16 protein-coding genes are annotated in these 16,372 nt (G+C 42.6%); 11 read left to right on the top strand and 5 right to left on the bottom strand.

Annotation, left to right across the window (positions count from 1 at the left end):
- Positions 1–400 precede the first annotated feature (400 nt).
- Complete coding sequence (locus tag NST74_RS18510) at positions 401–1,393, top strand: hypothetical protein (RefSeq protein WP_341113726.1); 993 nt, start codon at positions 401–403, stop codon at positions 1,391–1,393.
- Positions 1,394–1,408: 15 nt separating this feature from the next.
- Complete coding sequence (locus NST74_RS18505; RefSeq protein WP_042129035.1) at positions 1,409–1,669, top strand: helix-turn-helix domain-containing protein; 261 nt, start codon at positions 1,409–1,411, stop codon at positions 1,667–1,669.
- Positions 1,670–1,730: 61 nt separating this feature from the next.
- Here NST74_RS18505 and NST74_RS18500 read toward each other — a convergent pair whose 3' ends face one another.
- The gene (locus NST74_RS18500; RefSeq protein WP_341113725.1) at positions 1,731–2,609 is read right to left on the bottom strand and encodes a LysR family transcriptional regulator; all 879 of its coding nucleotides are present in this window, start codon (positions 2,607–2,609) and stop codon (positions 1,731–1,733) included.
- 106 nt (positions 2,610–2,715) lie between these two features.
- Here NST74_RS18500 and aroA point away from each other — a divergent pair, with 106 nt between their 5' ends.
- The 3 genes from aroA to NST74_RS18485 all read left to right on the top strand — a co-directional run bounded on the left by aroA (position 2,716) and on the right by NST74_RS18485 (position 5,989).
- Complete coding sequence (gene aroA, locus NST74_RS18495; RefSeq protein WP_341113721.1) at positions 2,716–4,062, top strand: 3-phosphoshikimate 1-carboxyvinyltransferase; 1,347 nt, start codon at positions 2,716–2,718, stop codon at positions 4,060–4,062.
- Positions 4,063–4,080: 18 nt separating this feature from the next.
- Entirely contained in the window at positions 4,081–5,136 is a 1,056-nt protein-coding gene (gene aroC, locus NST74_RS18490) for a chorismate synthase (protein WP_341113719.1), read from the top strand.
- A 217-nt stretch (positions 5,137–5,353) separates the two neighbouring features.
- On the top strand, positions 5,354–5,989 hold the full coding sequence (locus NST74_RS18485; protein WP_341115927.1) for a hypothetical protein: 636 nt from the start codon (positions 5,354–5,356) through the stop codon (positions 5,987–5,989).
- Between the two features lie 116 nt (positions 5,990–6,105).
- Here NST74_RS18485 and NST74_RS18480 read toward each other — a convergent pair whose 3' ends face one another.
- The 3 genes from NST74_RS18480 to NST74_RS18470 all read right to left on the bottom strand — a co-directional run bounded on the left by NST74_RS18480 (position 6,106) and on the right by NST74_RS18470 (position 9,707).
- On the bottom strand, positions 6,106–6,780 hold the full coding sequence (locus tag NST74_RS18480) for an SOS response-associated peptidase (protein ID WP_042129026.1): 675 nt from the start codon (positions 6,778–6,780) through the stop codon (positions 6,106–6,108).
- A gap of 191 nt (positions 6,781–6,971) precedes the next feature.
- Complete coding sequence (locus NST74_RS18475) at positions 6,972–8,564, bottom strand: glycoside hydrolase family 5 protein (protein ID WP_341113718.1); 1,593 nt, start codon at positions 8,562–8,564, stop codon at positions 6,972–6,974.
- Between the two features lie 309 nt (positions 8,565–8,873).
- A complete protein-coding gene (locus NST74_RS18470) occupies positions 8,874–9,707 on the bottom strand; it encodes a MurR/RpiR family transcriptional regulator (protein WP_341113716.1) in 834 nt (277 codons plus the stop codon).
- Between the two features lie 180 nt (positions 9,708–9,887).
- On the opposite strand from NST74_RS18470, the gene NST74_RS18465 reads away from it, so the two are divergent.
- The 5 genes from NST74_RS18465 (at position 9,888) to NST74_RS18445 (ending at position 15,029) form a co-directional block, all read left to right on the top strand.
- The gene (locus NST74_RS18465; RefSeq protein WP_341113715.1) at positions 9,888–10,766 is read left to right on the top strand and encodes a cell division protein FtsQ; all 879 of its coding nucleotides are present in this window, start codon (positions 9,888–9,890) and stop codon (positions 10,764–10,766) included.
- Positions 10,759–12,504 carry an ABC transporter ATP-binding protein gene (locus NST74_RS18460; protein ID WP_341113714.1) on the top strand — a complete coding sequence of 582 codons (1,746 nt, stop codon included), beginning with the start codon at positions 10,759–10,761 and terminating at the stop codon, positions 12,502–12,504. The genes NST74_RS18465 and NST74_RS18460 overlap by 8 nt, the downstream gene beginning before the upstream one ends.
- Positions 12,491–13,324, top strand: coding sequence for an energy-coupling factor transporter transmembrane component T family protein (locus NST74_RS18455; protein WP_339287189.1), 834 nt, complete (start codon positions 12,491–12,493; stop codon positions 13,322–13,324). The genes NST74_RS18460 and NST74_RS18455 overlap by 14 nt, the downstream gene beginning before the upstream one ends.
- Positions 13,325–13,358: 34 nt before the next feature.
- A complete protein-coding gene (locus NST74_RS18450; protein WP_341113713.1) occupies positions 13,359–14,153 on the top strand; it encodes a PHP domain-containing protein in 795 nt (264 codons plus the stop codon).
- Between the two features lie 228 nt (positions 14,154–14,381).
- Entirely contained in the window at positions 14,382–15,029 is a 648-nt protein-coding gene (locus NST74_RS18445; protein WP_341113712.1) for a FusB/FusC family EF-G-binding protein, read from the top strand.
- A 48-nt stretch (positions 15,030–15,077) separates the two neighbouring features.
- Here the strand turns inward: NST74_RS18445 and NST74_RS18440 are convergent, their stop codons facing one another.
- Positions 15,078–15,302, bottom strand: coding sequence for a hypothetical protein (locus tag NST74_RS18440; RefSeq protein ID WP_341113711.1), 225 nt, complete (start codon positions 15,300–15,302; stop codon positions 15,078–15,080).
- Between the two features lie 171 nt (positions 15,303–15,473).
- On the opposite strand from NST74_RS18440, the gene NST74_RS18435 reads away from it, so the two are divergent.
- Complete coding sequence (locus tag NST74_RS18435; RefSeq protein ID WP_341113710.1) at positions 15,474–16,313, top strand: DegV family protein; 840 nt, start codon at positions 15,474–15,476, stop codon at positions 16,311–16,313.
- Positions 16,314–16,372: the final 59 nt, after the last annotated feature.

Below are 16,372 nucleotides of genomic sequence, written 5' to 3'. Positions count from 1 at the left end.
CGGGTTATATTTTATAATATGAATGGAAATCAACATTGTACCGCAATGTTGATTATTACTGACTTAAGGACATACATAAAAAAACTTTTAGGATTCGAAAGCGCTGAATGGGAAGAATTTAAGAACGGGGAGCATAAAACTTTTGATTTGTGTACAAAACTCAATAGCCAGATCGTCAAGCAATGTATGTAATTGCTCGGTGGTCTGGCTTTTTTGCGTGAAAGGATATGATTACGCTTCATAAGAGTCATTGACAATTAATGTTAAATTGGTGTATTGTAAATGATAAGTAGTAAGTAGTAAGTAGTAAGTAGTAAGTAGTAAGTGAATCACACGCTCGACATTCGGAATAAATATCATCATCCAGTAAATACGAATTTATGGATAGGGGTGGATGGTTATGATGGATTTAAAATTAGCGCCGAGTTTCTCATTGATTGCGCTAAATGCACAGAGAAGTCTTCATATGACTACTGTCAAGAAAGTGTCTTTACGCTGTATGGCGGCTGCGGTTATCTTGGAGCTTTACTTAGAGGAAAGTATTACGCAATCTGAGTACAACTTAATTTTGCATAAGGAAGCTCTTGAGCAATCTCATTCAACTCTTTATAGAGAAACTGTTCTACAACCCTTATTTCATAATAGTGCTGAGGTGAAGGGTGACCTGAATTGGTGGTTAAAAAAGGCATCCATGCCGTCTAACAATCAATTGAAAAAGTTTGAAACCGCGATTTCAGATTATCTTAAAGCAATGAATTTGCTTGAAGATATCCCAAGTCTGTTAGGGAGCGACATGTTTTTTGACTCTGCTGAAGTTGAAGTTAGAGCTTATCGCAGTAATATGCAGGCATACACAAGCATTACAGAGAACATTCGGGCAGAAATTTTGGAAGAGGGTCCTGTAACGGATGAGGTCATTTGTATGTTATGGCTACTTCGTGAAAGTGGATGTATGCATGCTTTTTTCTCGCTGAATGAATTAGAAAAGGTAAATATCAAACTACATGAACTATACCAAAGTAATTTATGGGCAAAGGCTTTATTTTCTATACAAATTCGCCATGGAATTGAGTTAGGTCTTAAACGTTTCTTAGAATTGAAGACAAAGTTTGCGAAGACATTTATCGGTAGCAGTATCAACCTAATCTTCCCTGCCCTAGAGCGTTCACGAGCTGTCTTTATTGAAACAGAGTCTTGGTTTGATAATTCTAATCAAAGACTAGACGCAGTTATTACAAGATTAGAGTCCTATGGACATGAAGTTAAGGTGATGGAGAGAGGATCGATTGCGACTCTTAAAATTGATAATTTGTTATATGATGCGATCCCGCATTTTGTAATGATGAAAGTGCCAATTCAAGGTGTGCGTATTGTTCCGAAACGCCCGCTGTAAAGGAGTTGGTAATCAATGTCTAGACAACGTACCATGGAGAATATTTTGGCGTCAGAGTATGTATCTATAGGTGAATTGGTAAGAATCACAAATGCCCGTTACAGTACACTCAAACATTACACAGAGGAAGGCATGCTGCCCTTTGAACAGGCGGAGGAGAATTTAACACGCAGATATAAAAGAGAGGAAACCGTCGCACGCATTCTTTGGATCAAAGAGATGAAAGCCAACGGTTTATCTATCCCACAAATGAAAGAAGCTTTAGGAATGAAATAAACACTGGGAATTCCGGTGTTTTTTTCTTTTTTTAGTCAAAGAATTTAACATTCTCTGATAACTACGTACCAATCATCCGAACGAAATGCTCAGCCGCAACAGATAGCTTTCTATCCCGTCGTACTGCAAAACCTATACTGCGAGGTAAAAGCGGATCGTCTAGCTTCAGCTCATAAAGTTTTCGACTATGAATATCCTCTTGCACGAAAGAACGGCTAATAAAAGCAGCCCCGTACCCTAATCTAGCGAACTCTGCTAGCAGTTCTATACTCCCCAACTCAATATCTGGAATTACCGACAGTCCCTTAGCTGCAAACCATTGCTCTACAAATACTCTTGTACTGCTCCCCTGTGAAAATAGGATTAACGGCAGCTCTGACACTTCTTTCATGGTTAATGAACGATTCGCTAATTCTTTATAGGCTTCACCAACTACAAAACAATCCTCCAACACCGCGAGTGTCTGGATGTTTAGCAGTGGATCTTGAAGAGGCATATGTACAAAGGCACAGTCGATCTCACCATCTTTTAAACGCTTAGTGATATCGGGTGTCTTCCCATGTGAAAGCCGAATTCGTATACCTGGGTATGTGCTATGAAAGGTGTTCAACTGCGGCAACAAAAGATGCTTGATCAGATAATCGCTTGCTCCGATGCGTATTTCTCCTTCATTTAATTGCTTCAAGCTCTTCAGATGTTTCTGTGCAGAATCCAGCATAGTAAAGGATTGCTCTACATATTCGAAAAGTGCTCGCCCTTCTTCTGTTAGTTCTACACCTTTGGATAGCCTGTGAAACAGCTTCAGCCCCAAGGCCTCTTCCATCTGTTTAATGGCATAACTCACAGAGGGCTGTGTAATATGCAGTTCCGCTGCTGCTTTTGTTAAATTTCGATGACGTGCCGTTTGCCAGAAAATTCGATACCATTCTAAGTTGAACATGATGGTATAGATCACCTCTATATCATTATAGTGAAAATACGATTTCATTTATTTCATTTCATTTATTATAATCAGTCTAGAGGAATAATTCAAAGGGGTGGATGTAATGGAATCCAATCAACCGGACTTAGAAGCGCGTTCTCCTTGGTCAACAAATAGCGATAAACAAGTAGTGAAGGTTAGTCCAGCGGAAGTGGCAATCAATGGGACGATAATTATATCAGGGAGCAAAAGTCTGACGAATCGGGCCTTGATAATCGCTGCTTTAGCTGAAGGACGTTCAGAAATAAAGGGAATATTAAGAAGTGACGACTCTTATTGGTGTATTGAATCCTTAAAGAAACTTGGAATTTCCGTTGTGATAGATGAAGAGACAGCAGTTGTCGAGGGATGTGGAGGCAATTGGCCGAATCCGACTGGGGAACTATATGTAGGAGCGGCAGGCACAGTTGCGAGATTCTTACCCGCTGCACTCGCGGCAGGGAATGGCACTTGGACAATGAATGGAAGTAAACGACTGTGTGAGCGACCTCTTGCGCCATTACTCGACGCATTAACGAACCTTGGCGCACAGTTTGAGTATAAGCAAGCCGAACGCTGTTTACCTTTTACATTAGAGACACAAGGTCTGCAAGGAGGAAAGGCAACGCTACCCGGCTCTACTTCAAGTCAATTTATTAGCGGATTACTGCTAGCTGCACCGTATGCCAAAGAACCGGTAACCGTGTTTATTGATGGTGAAGTTGTGCAAAGAGACTATGTCGAGATGACTCTTGCTATGATGACTTCATTTGGTGTAACACCAGAAGCCTCTCAGGACGGTCACTCGATAACAGTTCCAACAGCAAAGTATCAAGGTCACACGATTACTTTAGAGCCTGATGTATCTACATGCTGTTACTTTTGGGCGGTAGCTGCGCTTACGGCAGGGTGTGTACGTATTGAAGGGATCAATGCTAGCAATACAAGTCAACCTGATATCGAGTTCTTAGATGTTCTGGAGTTAATGGGCTGTACCGTTCTTCGTGGGGAGAACTATGTTGAAGTACAAGGTGTCCCACAGATTAAAGGTGGATTCACAGTGAGTATGAAGAAATGGTCGGATCAAACACTAACTGTGGCTGCTATGGCTATTTTTGCCGATGCTCCAATCACTTTAAAAGATGCTGCGCATATCAGACATCATGAATGTGATCGGATAGCCGCGATATGTGAGGAAATTAGTAAGCTCGGAATCCGTGTGGATGAGTTTGAGGATGGCCTAACGGTATATCCGGGTCAGCCTATTCCCGCTATGCTAGATTCTCACGACGATCATCGCATGGCTATGGCGCTTTCTTTAATCGGCTTGAAGATTGAGAATATTCAGATAATCGACCCTGGTTGTGTCTCCAAGACCTGTCCAGATTATTTTGACAGATTGTCAGCATTAGGTGTACAGATCCAATATTAAATAAGGGGTGCATATATAATGGCAGGAAATACATTCGGTGAAGTGTTCAAAATTACAACCTTTGGTGAGTCACATGGTGTGTCGGTAGGTGTCATAGTGGATGGTGTAACACCTGGCGTTGAGATTAACGAAGCTTATATTCAGAAGCAAATGGATCGGAGAAAACCGGGTCAATCTTCAGTGACTACGCCTCGTAAAGAATATGATGTTGTCCACATACAATCAGGAGTATTTGAGGGTAAAACAACAGGGACACCACTCTTTGTAGTTCTACAAAACCACGATATGAGACCAGAAGCGTATAGTGAGATACAGGATGCTTTTCGGCCGGGCCATGCCGATTTTACTTATCTAGAGAAATACGGCATCCGGGATCATCGCGGTAGCGGACGAGCTTCAGGTAGAGAAACTGCGGCAAGAGTGGCTGGAGGTGCAATAGCCCGTAAGCTGTTAGAGAGAAGAGGCGTGCAGGTAGTAGCATACTCACAAGAAATCGGTGGTATAAAGTGTGAATCCTTTGATGAGGAGATTATTGAACAAAATGCTGTCCGCGCCTGTGATCCGATTGCAGCTGCCAAGATGATTCAAAAGATTGAGCGGTTAGCTGAGGTTGGAGATAGCTGTGGAGGCATCGTGGAATGCCGCATTCGTGGCGTAATTCCGGGTCTTGGAGAGCCTGTTTTCGATAAATTGGATGCAGAACTGGCGAAAGCCATGCTGTCCATAGGCGCAGTTAAAGGGATAGAATTTGGAGCTGGCTTCGAAGCGGCAACGATGCTGGGGAGTGAGCATAATGATGCGATGAATAGCGATGGTTTCCTAACCAATCATTCCGGAGGAATCATCGGGGGAATTAGCACCGGACAAGAAATCGTATTTCGGATTAGCGTAAAACCGACGTCTTCCATCTCTGTACCACAGCAAACGACTAACATCAGAGGCGAAGAACAAGAGATACGCACTGAAGGTAGACATGATCCATGTATTTGCCCGAGAATTGTCCCTGTTGTAGAGGCTATGGTCTGTTTAGTGCTGGAGGATCAGTATAAACGACAAGCTGCTATGCTCGGATAAATCAAGAGCCGTCTCGCCCATTACCGCATATTGCGCTAATGGGCTTTTTTAGGTTTGCGAAAGAGATGAATTTCCAATTTGACTATATATAGAAAGCATTATTAGTATATTATGGAATCATAGGATGAGTCATAGATTTTATAGGAAAAACTATTTTTTATATAATTATTAAAAAGGGGATTTTATGAGAATATTCACGTTAGGTATTGTAGTGTTGATGTTATTTGTTTTAAACCCTACCACAATAAATGACAATTCCATTGAATCGATATCAAAGATAGAAGCATCTGTTGAACCGTCAGAGAAATCAGCAACAGAACTATTAAGTGAGTTGGCTAATCAACAATTTTTCATTAAAGAAGATCAGATCAGTGAAGCTGTTTCCATTGAGGCTTTTGGAAAAGCTTTCGTTAATCTTTATACCGGAGCTGTTGCAAAACAAGAAATTGTATCATTTGAGAATTACATCTCGAAGGCAAATCTTCTTAAATTCACAGATAAAATGTTGGAATTAACACAAAAGCAGGAATTGAATGGTGCCAGTAGTGTGAATTTCGGCTTCGATAATGAGTTTAAGGAAGTAGAGTTTAAGAAACTTGATAAGAATCTTTACTATTTAAGCTTGCCTTTTTCAAATGAAGGGTCTGGATTGACTTGCGAATTACTAGTTCAATCTTCAAATAAGTCTTTAGAATTAGTTGATTTGTACTTTGGATACAAAGATGGTGTAGATACTATCACAACGGGTCACCCTGCGGTTAGAAAGCTTAACAATCCCAAGCTATGGGATGACCAAGAATGGGTGAATGGTGTTTTTGAAAAGCTTGAACAATATGAATCCGAACTCAAGTGACGACTTGCTTTCAGTGTTCACCGATAACAATAAAGCAGCGGTGCTAAGGCTTTGGTTTCAAGCACTAGCACCGCTGCTTATTTATTAGGGAGTTCTAATTCAAATCTGTAGTTATTTCACGGCTTTACCCAGGACTCGTTCAAATCCATTTCCCGAATACATTCAGCCGAGTCATTTCTGTTGTTGTTAATCATTGGTGTGACCGGGTACACCTGCATTTCATCTGCTGAATAAGGCCGCAGAATCGGATTCAGTGCTTCAAGATCATTGGTCTCCTCATCTAGCCATCGAGTGATATCCTGGGGGGACAAAATTGCCGGCATCCGGCTCTCAAATTCACTAATCAGTGGGTTAGCTTCTGTCATGACCAGAGAGCAGGTGCGAAGAGGTTCCCCGCGCGTATCACGCCAAATTTCGTATAGACCAGCTACTCCGAACATACTGCGATTATTCATGACTACCCGAACGGGATAAGTCTTCTTGCCTTCTTTTTTCCAATAGTAAAATCCATTGCACGGAATAATACAACGATGCTTGTCCACCATCTTGCGATAGGTTGGATTCTGATGCACATTTCGGAGATCTGCATTGATCGCATCTTTTCCCCAATAAGGAACGAACCCCCAGCGGAACTCATCTAGAATTCGCTCGCCATCCTGTTGTAAAACTACCGGCATATCCTGTGTGGGACTAATGTTATAGCGGTCTTTATAGTAGTACATCACCCGGTTAATTTCAAAATGATCCCTAATTTCCTGCAGTTCGGCCGCCAGGGAAAAACGTTGACACATGAAACATCAGCCTCCTTTTGTTTCGTAGTGTTTGTAAAAGAAGGTAAATTATTCATGGCTTTCGTAGTCATTCGAAGTGAGGATGAATTAAGTTTTCAATCAATCCTTGATAGCAAAAGAGAAGCCGTTAGGTAACGGCTCCTCGAATTATTAAGCTTACTATATAACCTGAAGTTTTTTTACAGATTAGTCTATTGCAGACTAACACTATCTACATAAATAGCTGATTGGCCACTACTGTTTGAGGAGGCGCGGAATTCTACCCCAATTTCTTTGACTGTGGACAAATTCGAAATGCCGCTGAGGGATAGTGTCAAAGTGGTACCGACGTTTGACTGAATCAGATTCTCTCCGGAATCGTACCATGTCCACCCGGACCCGGTCTTTACGTATAGTTTCGCATAAATCCCGTTGCCGATATTGCCCCAGTTCGCATGCTTAACCGTTGCTTTCAGACTGCTTTTTCCAGACAGATTTTGATTAGAGGTTATATATAGACTATGCGTGGAATTGGATAGTAAGGAGACATCGGCTTTGAGAGTTTGCGCTCCCGTTGCTTTCCATTCATTGGTGACCCATGGGCCTCCCGAAATATTGTTTCCCGACCAACCTTGAGTTCCTGATTCGAAATCATATAAGATTGTCCCGTTATTCCCCGGACTCGGGGTCGGACTCGGGGTCGGACTCGGGGTCGGACTTGGCGTAGGAGTAGGAGTAGAAGTAGGAGTAGGAGTTGAGGTTGGCGTAGATGTAGGTGTAGAAGTAGGGCTTGAGGTTGGAGTTACACCCCCGAAAATGCCGGATAACACAGAAGTTGCTTTAATGCCGTTACTGCCATTCACTACGGTATTACCGAACGAGGTGAGGGAGTTACCAGCCCAATCATTTGTCATATCGAGATAAGCCAAATCACTGCTATTTCCCTTCCAGGACCAAGCCAACCAGCCGACTCCCTTCTCTTGGGAATAACTCATAATGGTGGATTCATCCACATCACCGTTTGTATGTTGTCCACCAAATTCGCCGATAATCAGCGCAAGATTCTTGTTCAGCACACCGTCAATATTGGATTTGACGGTACTTGCATTGCCCCCAGCATATTCATACATATGGATAGAGAACACTGTATTTTTTAACGGGTCTGCATTCAGTACTTCTGTCCCATAATTTTTGACCGAATCTGGATATTGACCCCATCCAGCGGAGTCAACAATCAGCGTATGAGTTAGACCAGCATTACGCAGTTTGGGTATGGCTTGCTTATAACCATTAGCCCAGGCGACGCCATCCCATGTTCCGTACCACTCGTTAGCTATATTAATGATTACACGGTCTTCCTTACCGATCAACGCGCTTTTAATACCAATCCAGTAATTAACGGCGTTGTCCAAATCGGATAGACTATCGCTTCCTGTGGCGTCATGTACTTCCAAAACGGCAATTAGTTTGTTTTGTTCACAGAGGGCGAGAATATTGTTGACAGTGTTTACATCATCAAGCGTCCATTTGTGTCCATTCGCCAGTACAATACGTATCGTGTTGGCACCTGTTTTGGCAATGGCTGGTATCGCGGTGGATAGTTGATCTTTGTACCATGTGTGCGCATGATTGACTCCTCGCATCACAAATGGTTGTCCTGTAGCATCCAATAATTTGGTACCGCTTACATAAAATCCGCTTGCAGCATGTGCTTTGTTCGTGAGTTGTCCAGTCCACGAGAACATCAGTAAAAATGCGACAAAAGCAATCAACCACTTGCGTAAAATCACTAAAAACCACCCCATGAATTTTATTTATGTAAACCCTCATTAGGTTAATACCGGTAGCGTGAGTTCACCTCCTAGTGTTTGAATAATGAGGGTGACATATTTAACTGTGCTTTCGAGGAATTGCTAACTTCATAGGACTTGTCGTTATTATATTAGCATTATGTTATTTAAGGAGCGTATAATTATTTTATACTGTTGAGCATTTTTTCTTGGAAAACTTGTTTTTAATTGTTATTAGTAATTTTGAATAAAAAAATTTAATAAACCGCTAGAACATTCGATACTTATGTGTTTTTTTGTTATCTTTTTGTTATCGTAATTATCCTAACTCCGCGGAAGCTTTCCTCCATACTGCGCTCTTAGCTGCTGCAAATTGTCCAGCTTGCTCAGACTACTATCCCTATTTGCTAAACCTACGCCAAGAATCAGATTCTCGATGATATAAGTGGGACCGACCATAGAGTGAAATTCCCATACCTCACCTCTCCCGGCATACAGTACAATATCTGCATCTTGGGATCGAGGATATACAAGTCTGTCGGTGATCAAGATGACCTGATATTTTACTTCCCGTGAATGGTCCAGAATCACTTCGATTTCCGGTAACAGTTGAACGAATCCAAAGACAAGCACTACATCTTGTTTATCAGCATGCATCAAGGACTCTAACAACTCGTGTCCGCTGGGAGCCATTTTTTTCATTTGTAATCCAAAACGCGCCATACGATAGATCATCAGCTCCGCCAATCCAGCACATGGACCGGGGCTATATACATATACAATGCGAGCTGTAGATAATGCTTCTGTTGCACGTTGCAGTGCCTCGTCGCTCAAATAGCGGCGTGTTTCTTGTAGATGATGTGAGCAATTGTCCAGCAGTACTTGAGGGAGTGAACTATCATCCGATCTTTGCATGGCATCACGCATTTTGATGGAAGGTGTGGACTCGAAACGGAAACGAAGTCGGTTCTTGAAATCCTTGGCATGGTTGTATCCAGCCGCTTTCCAGAAACGAGAGACGGAGGCGATGCTCAATTTAAGCTCATCGGCCATTTCCTGTTCGGTCATATAGACCACACGTTGCTCATTTTTCTGGATAAAGTCAGCAATAATTCGTTGATTTGGTGAGAAAGCGCGGCGATTCCAATCTTTATACAATTTCTCATTCCTCCTAATATGAAGCGATAAATAGAATATATCGTGCGAAGATGTTGTAAATATTTTTACAACATTAAAAATATTGAAAAAAATATTACTCTCATTTAACAATTGGTAAAAGTTGTGCTGACATGACCTTCTTATAATGAAGATAAATTCCTGTAGGGAGGCCAAATATTCATGAGTACGATAAAAACGCGCTACACGCTGACACAGTCACAAAAAATGATGATTTTTGTACTATCGATGTCGCTTTACGGTTTGTCCAATATGTTCACGGAGCTAGTGCCTGGGATCAAACTAGGCCCCATTGAATTATCGATTGAATATTTTGCTTTCATTCCTTTGACCTTATGTATGCTGTTTCATCCTTTATATGCGGCCATTGGGGCAGCTGTAGGTGAAGTGATTTTCGGGGAACTGATGTTAGGTCAATTTGGTGGGTTAGGAGAACTGGAGAAATTCATTACCTTCTCACTAGCGATGTATACTGCAGGTCGTATGGTATCCGATCCGAAGAATCGCAGACAGGTTGGAGTGGCGGCGATTACTGGTGTAGTGATTCATCAGTTCTTCAGCTCTGTTGTGGATATAGTGAAGGTATGGGTGGGTGTAGAAGAGTTTGAAGCTGTTAAAGGTCTGGCAGAGAGTATCGTAGTCATTGAGGGAGTTGGCTTTTTGAATGATGTACTCTTCTCTGGTATCTTGTTCGCTTTGATTCCTACCATGTATCTGGTTCCGCGCTTATATGGAAAGATCGAACCCTTACTTGGCATGAAGCCGCGTGAACGGAATATGAAATATGCAACAGCAGCTTGGTTATCTCCTAAGCTCGTTATTTCTGGAACAATTCTGGTAATGGTTGCGCTTGGATCGGAATTGCTGTCGGAATCCGGATGGAATTTTGGTGATTTTGAGTTTGCTTGGGCAGAGTCCTATGAAGAGAGCTTGATTTGGCTGAGTATGCTGGTAGCAGCGGTTGTTGCAGCAACAGCGATTATATCCCTCATTCGGTGGTCAGCACGTAAAAGACAGGAAGCAGGTCAAGTAGATGTGTAAATCAATACTCGAACTGAATGGGGTCACCTTTACTTATCCGGGAGCCGAACAACCAGTACTGCGAGATGTATCCCTGCAGTTAGATGAAGGAGATTTCATTGCCATTATAGGTAGTAATGGTTCGGGAAAATCCACGCTCTGTAAATGCTTTAACGGCTTAATTCCTCATTATTACACAGGTGATTTCGCGGGTGAGGTGACGATCTGCGGTCAACCAGCGGATGGGAAAAGTGTTGCGGAGCTTTCTAAACATATAGGATATGTATATCAGGATTTTGAGAATCAGTTGGTGCGCCCGACGGTACTTGACGATGTGTCGTTTACACCGCTCAATTATGGATTTGCCGATTATAAGGAACGGGGAGAACGGGCACTGGCGCTAACCGGACTTGGCGATTTAAGAAATGAATTTATCTGGCAATTGAGTGGAGGGCAAAAGCACTTGCTCGCTCTTGCCGGAGCACTAGCGATGGATCCGGAAATTCTGGTTATTGATGAACCAGTAGCTCAGTTGGATCCACAGCATGCCCGCCATATTTATGATATTTTGCGCCGATTGAACGAGGAGCAGGGGAAGACCATCATAGTAATCGAACACCATGCGGAATTTATTGCAGACTATTGTAAGAATGTCGTCCTGATGGATAAGGGGGAGGTTCGATGGCAGAAGCCTGTAAGGGAGGCTCTTTCATCTGTAAAAGAACTGTTGGAGCTTGGCATCTATCCACCGGATGTCACCCGTGCAGCTTGGCTGTTGCAATCTGATGCACCGCGAACCCACTTACTTCCCTTAAATGCTGTGGAAGGGAGCGCCCACATGGTGCTTCGCCAGGATGCGATCGTGAGAACGGAATCATCTGAGCCTAATTACGAGCAGTCCCTTACTATAGCTGGGGAGGTGAAGCATGTCGTTCAGATGGAGAATGTTCACCTCTCTTATCGCACGATTCATAAGACGATGCATCCTGTTTTGAATGGTGTTCAGTTAGAGCTGCGGCAAGGTGAATCTATTGCTCTTATTGGAAACAACGGAGCGGGCAAATCTTCTTTAATGAAGCTGATTGCTGGAATTGTCAGACCTACAGCAGGAACGGTAAATGTGAAGGGGGTGGTTGTGAACGGTCTGCCACCCGAGCGTCTTTCCGGTACCGTAGCTTACGTATTTCAGAACCCAGAGGAAATGTTTATTGAGGATTCTGTACGTAAAGAAATTGCTTATTATTTGAAAGCGCGAAAGCTAGTCGACGCAGAAGAGAGAGTAGAAGAAATGCTCACAGCATTCCGGCTCAGTGAATTAGCAGAACGTGACGCTCGTCTTCTGAGTGGAGGTCAGCAGCGCCGTGTATCACTGGCTATTGGAGCAGCGGTTCGTCCTGCTGTCATGCTGCTCGATGAACCAACGGCGAATCTGGATATTTCGACGAAACAGGAAATGGTACATGTACTAGATACGCTTCGCAGCCATGTTGAGACGGTTGTGATAGCGACTCATGATATGCAGCTTGTATCAGAATGGGCGACTAGGATTATCGTTATGCATCAAGGTCAAATTATTGCTGACGGAACGAAAGATGAAATTTTCGCGGACGGACTTCTATTACGGCGTGCGGGTCTGGCTCAGACACAATTGATGGAACTGAGTCGGTTGCTCGGTCTGCCCCGCATTTGCAGCTTGGAGGACTTCGTAAGTCTAGTGGAAGTACAGAAGGAGGTGGCAGCAATTCATGGAAGCCGTTAAACGGGCACTTGACCGTATATCTGTAGAACAAATCAAACTGGAACTCTTAGGGACGGCTTATAACAGCAGCAGCACTTTTCTAGGGAGACTCGACCCGCGAACTCTGCTGCTCTGGTATTTGTTCTTTGCCATAGTACCCTGGTTCGTACATAACCGTACGGTCCTGTTGGGGATGTTCGTACTTATGGTTTTAACGACAGTCCTCTCCCGCGTCAGTCCATATATTATTTTCATATTGTGTTTGGGATTAATCAGCCAAATTGGGTGGATGTTCATCCTGTCGCTCTTTTTCGGCGGAGGGATTGAATCGTTGCTGCCCATGTTGACGCTGACACTTAAGCTCTCAGTGATTTCACTAGCGAGTATTACGGTGTTCTCTAGTCTCGATCCGGAAAGGCTTAGTGACGGCCTGCTATCTTTAGGAATACCTGATACGTTTGCATTTAGCTTATCTTATGGTTATCGTATTTTGCCTACGTTACTGGAGGAATTTCATCAGATTTTGTTGTCTTTCAGACTGAGAGGGCAAAGACCCCTGCAACATGGACTGTTGTATTGGAGAACGGCAACGTATTATTTACGAATTGTAATTTTGGCCTTTTACCCACTTATGCTGAACACAGCTAAACGTTCTCGGACCACGATCGAGGCGCTTGAAACTCGGGGATTTAGCTACGGTTTGAACAATAAGAAAGTGAAGAAGATCAAGCTATCTTACTTGAAAATGAAGCGGTCCGACTGGTATTTTTTATCCGGTTCCACGGCTTATATCATTTTGCTATTCTGGATCGGTTATCTCTACCCTAAACTGGTGTATTAACATAACTTACAAGCTCAAAGGAGACGAATTAGTCATGAATATTGATCTGCATACTCACGGTAAATTATCTAAGAAATCAACGTTTTCCCCAGAATATTTTGCTGAAATGATGTTTGAGGCAAAAGCGAATGGATTACAGGCAGTGGCTTTGACTGAGCATTTTAACACTTCGAATTTCTTTGCAATGTATGAAGAACTGGATCAGACGTATCCCTATAACGGGCATTATTATGATGTAAATGGGCTAAAACTGTTTCCGGGTATGGAAGTGGATATTGCGGAGACAGGTCATATCTTGCTGATCGGACTTAAGGAGAATGTGCTAGCGGTCCGAGCTTTACTGGATGAGCATACTCAAGAGGGCAATTTTATTGCTTTTAAGAGATTGCTTGATATGGCGGACGAACATAACCTTTGGAAAATCGGAGCACATCCCTTCCGCACTTCTACACCATTACATCAACTGGACCCAGAGCTGCTTCGGAGATTAGATGCTTTTGATTTCAATGCAAAAGATATTTACATGCAGGGGGCAGAGACTTATAAGAACCTGATTACACCCTTTGCGAAGACGCTGGGTGTACCCGTGATCGCCGGCAGTGATAGTCATCAATGTCTGCAATATGGGAGCGTATTGAATCGGTTGAATACCAACTGCTCCACTGTTGAGGAATTGAAAGAAACGATTAAGCAAGGCAACTACGAAATTGAGCTCTCACCTTGTCTTCATACTAAAGTGAAGGCCTCGGTCATGATGAAGAAACTACTGAAGCAGTTGATCGGTGAAGCTCCCTCCAGAGATGAAGCAGAGGTTGGCTATAGGGTCTAGTCGGTTCCAAACATTCCTGTTATACTTTTTTCGTGAATGTATTTGGAGGTGGTACTGTGCTAATGCTGGTTTGCCCATTAGCTAGAAGTTCCTCACGCAAAGCCTAAATTAGGGCGATACTTTGCGTGAGGTGCGATAGATGGATGATCGCCCAAACTAAATATATCGTTTCTAATAATGGGCTTTGCACCTTATGGAATTTCAATATAAATAAGGGGCTGAAAAGCAATGAACACACCATTTATTAGAAACCATCAATATAATTTTATTAAGAAGCAAACAGATTTTCTTCTGAAAACACTGCGAACTGTAGCAGATCGAAGAGTCTTGGAGACAGTGAGATATCGTTCATCGTTGAACGTTATAGAAGCTTTTCCAACACTTAATGATACTCAGCAGCAGATGCTGCAACAAATATCTACCTTTGAGACGGCAGACGATTTTCAGAAGTATCTAAGTGGATTAGAAGTTTATTTAGAACCTTTTCCACAGATTACGCCGAAACAAGTTCAGAAGTTATTTCCTAAGAATAAGAAGCTGAAGGTACCGGATTTATCAGTGATTGACTTTCGATATATGACATATCTGAGCTGGATAGATATTGCTACCAACAAATTATTTATCGTATATCCGTTCGAAGGGCAGTTTATCGGTATCGAGGGAAGAATGACACCTATGAACAAGAAGGGGTATTGCTTGTTCTGTAATCGGCAGCAACAGCTTGCCTTTTTTACGGTCAAGACCAAGCTTGCGAAATCCTCACCGGATGATTACTCTTCTATTGGCCAATATATATGCATAGAAAGCCAAGAATGTAATCATAGGATTACGGATACAGCAGCACTTGAGAGATTCGTTCTCTCCACACGTGCATGAGGTTTAGATTAGCAAAGGCTGCCCTTGAGGGCAGCCTTTTTTTCAATGTTATTGTTTATCTTTGGAATCTTTATTGATGACCCGCGTTGGACGAGTTACCCAGTTTGTACGATTCATCGGTTTAACTGTATCAATTCTAGAATTTGATAGTTCATTCGATGCTTCATTGGTCTCTGTTTCAGTAGATGCTGTTACTTCTTGATCTACACTTTTTTTCCTTGATAGTCCTGTTCCATCATGCTTGCCTCTATTCCATACTCTTCCCTTACTCATACATACACTCCATTTCTATACGCTTATTCATAAACCATATCATATTAGGACAAGTTAAGGAAGAATGACATAAGCACAAATCGAAGGATTTTTCAAGTTATAAAGGTTACTGGAGATTTCATTTTATGATAGCTATAATAGTACTGATATTGAAAGGAGAGTACTTATATTATGGCAATCAAGATCATAACAGACAGCGGTTCTGACCTACCCCTTGACTACATGGAGAAGTATAATGTTTCCGTCATCCATCTACCGGTTCACTTTGGGCATGAGCTTATGCCTGAGGATACGGATACGAAAACCTTTTATGCTAAAATGGCTGTATCCAAGGAGCTGCCCACTACGGCAAGTCCAAGTCCAAACCAATTCCTTGAGGCATTCAGGCAAGTAGAGGAAGGCACTGACATTATGGTCATATGTATGTCCTCTAATATTAGTAGCACTTATCAGACTGCTATGATCGCTATGGAAATGTATCAAGAAGAAGGGCATTCCAATGCGATAGAGGTTATAGATTCTAAGACCTTCTCAGGAGGTTTGTCACTGATTGTGGGTCTCGCAGCCAAGTGGTCATTGACTTGTACGAGTCTGCAAGAACTGAAGGGAAAGGTGCTTCAGCAAATTGACGAAGTTCGCGCTTATTTCACACTAGATACACTTGAGAACGTGATGAAAGGCGGACGTCTAAGTCGGATATCGGGGGCAGTTGCTTCCGTGCTAAATATTAAATTACTGCTCAAAATCAGCGAAGAGGGCACCGTTGAGGTAGTAGAGAAGACCCGGGGTCTTCCAAAGGCATTAAACCGTCTGCTTGCACATTTGGATGAGAAGCAGCATGATTACGAGAAGGCTGTTATCGCTATAGTACACAGTAACTGTGAGAAGCTTGCGCTTGAAATTAAAGAGCGTATTTTACAAAAGCACCCCTTCAAAGAGGTTTTACTCTCAAGTATGGGGCCTGTAATGGGAACCTATGCGGGTGAAGGTGGAATTGGGGTAGCTTTTTAAGACCTGATATTTTGATTTTTGGGATTTTACGATCGTACATGGGACGAGTTCCTGTGTGC

This window comes from Paenibacillus sp. FSL F4-0125, from assembly GCF_038008565.1.
In the GTDB taxonomy this organism is placed as follows: Bacteria; Bacillota; Bacilli; order Paenibacillales; family Paenibacillaceae; genus Paenibacillus_AQ.
The sequence above is the reverse complement of the archived record's forward strand: the minus strand, read 5'-3'. Positions and strand labels throughout refer to the sequence as shown.